The 241-nt window shown below is 63.9% G+C and carries 1 pseudogene; it reads right to left on the bottom strand.

The features are described 5' to 3' along the window. Positions 1–24: 24 nt before the first annotated feature. Positions 25–241: pseudogene (locus tag GPT33_RS17550) on the bottom strand (heat-shock protein Hsp70); the annotation flags it as partial.

The following is a 241-nucleotide window of genomic DNA, read 5'->3' as shown; positions in this document are numbered from 1 at the left end:
TCCATACGACTCGCCGCGCCCGGATCAGGATTCCAGATAGAAGATCAGATCGGAGAGCCCATCCATCGCCTCGTGGATGGCGACATCGTCATGCGCCGCGACCGCGTCGCGAAGGGTCTCGATGAGGTTCACCAGGTCTTCGCGGTCCTCCGCATTGGCGGTCTCCATCAGGCGCTCGGCCTTTTCGATCAGGGCCGTGGCCTGAACGCTGTCGCGTCGCTCCGCACTCGCCGCAACGCTT

The organism is Thiocapsa sp., assembly GCF_011390875.1.
Classification (GTDB): Bacteria; Pseudomonadota; Gammaproteobacteria; order Chromatiales; family Chromatiaceae; genus Thiocapsa.
The sequence above is the reverse complement of the archived record's forward strand: the minus strand, read 5'-3'. Positions and strand labels throughout refer to the sequence as shown.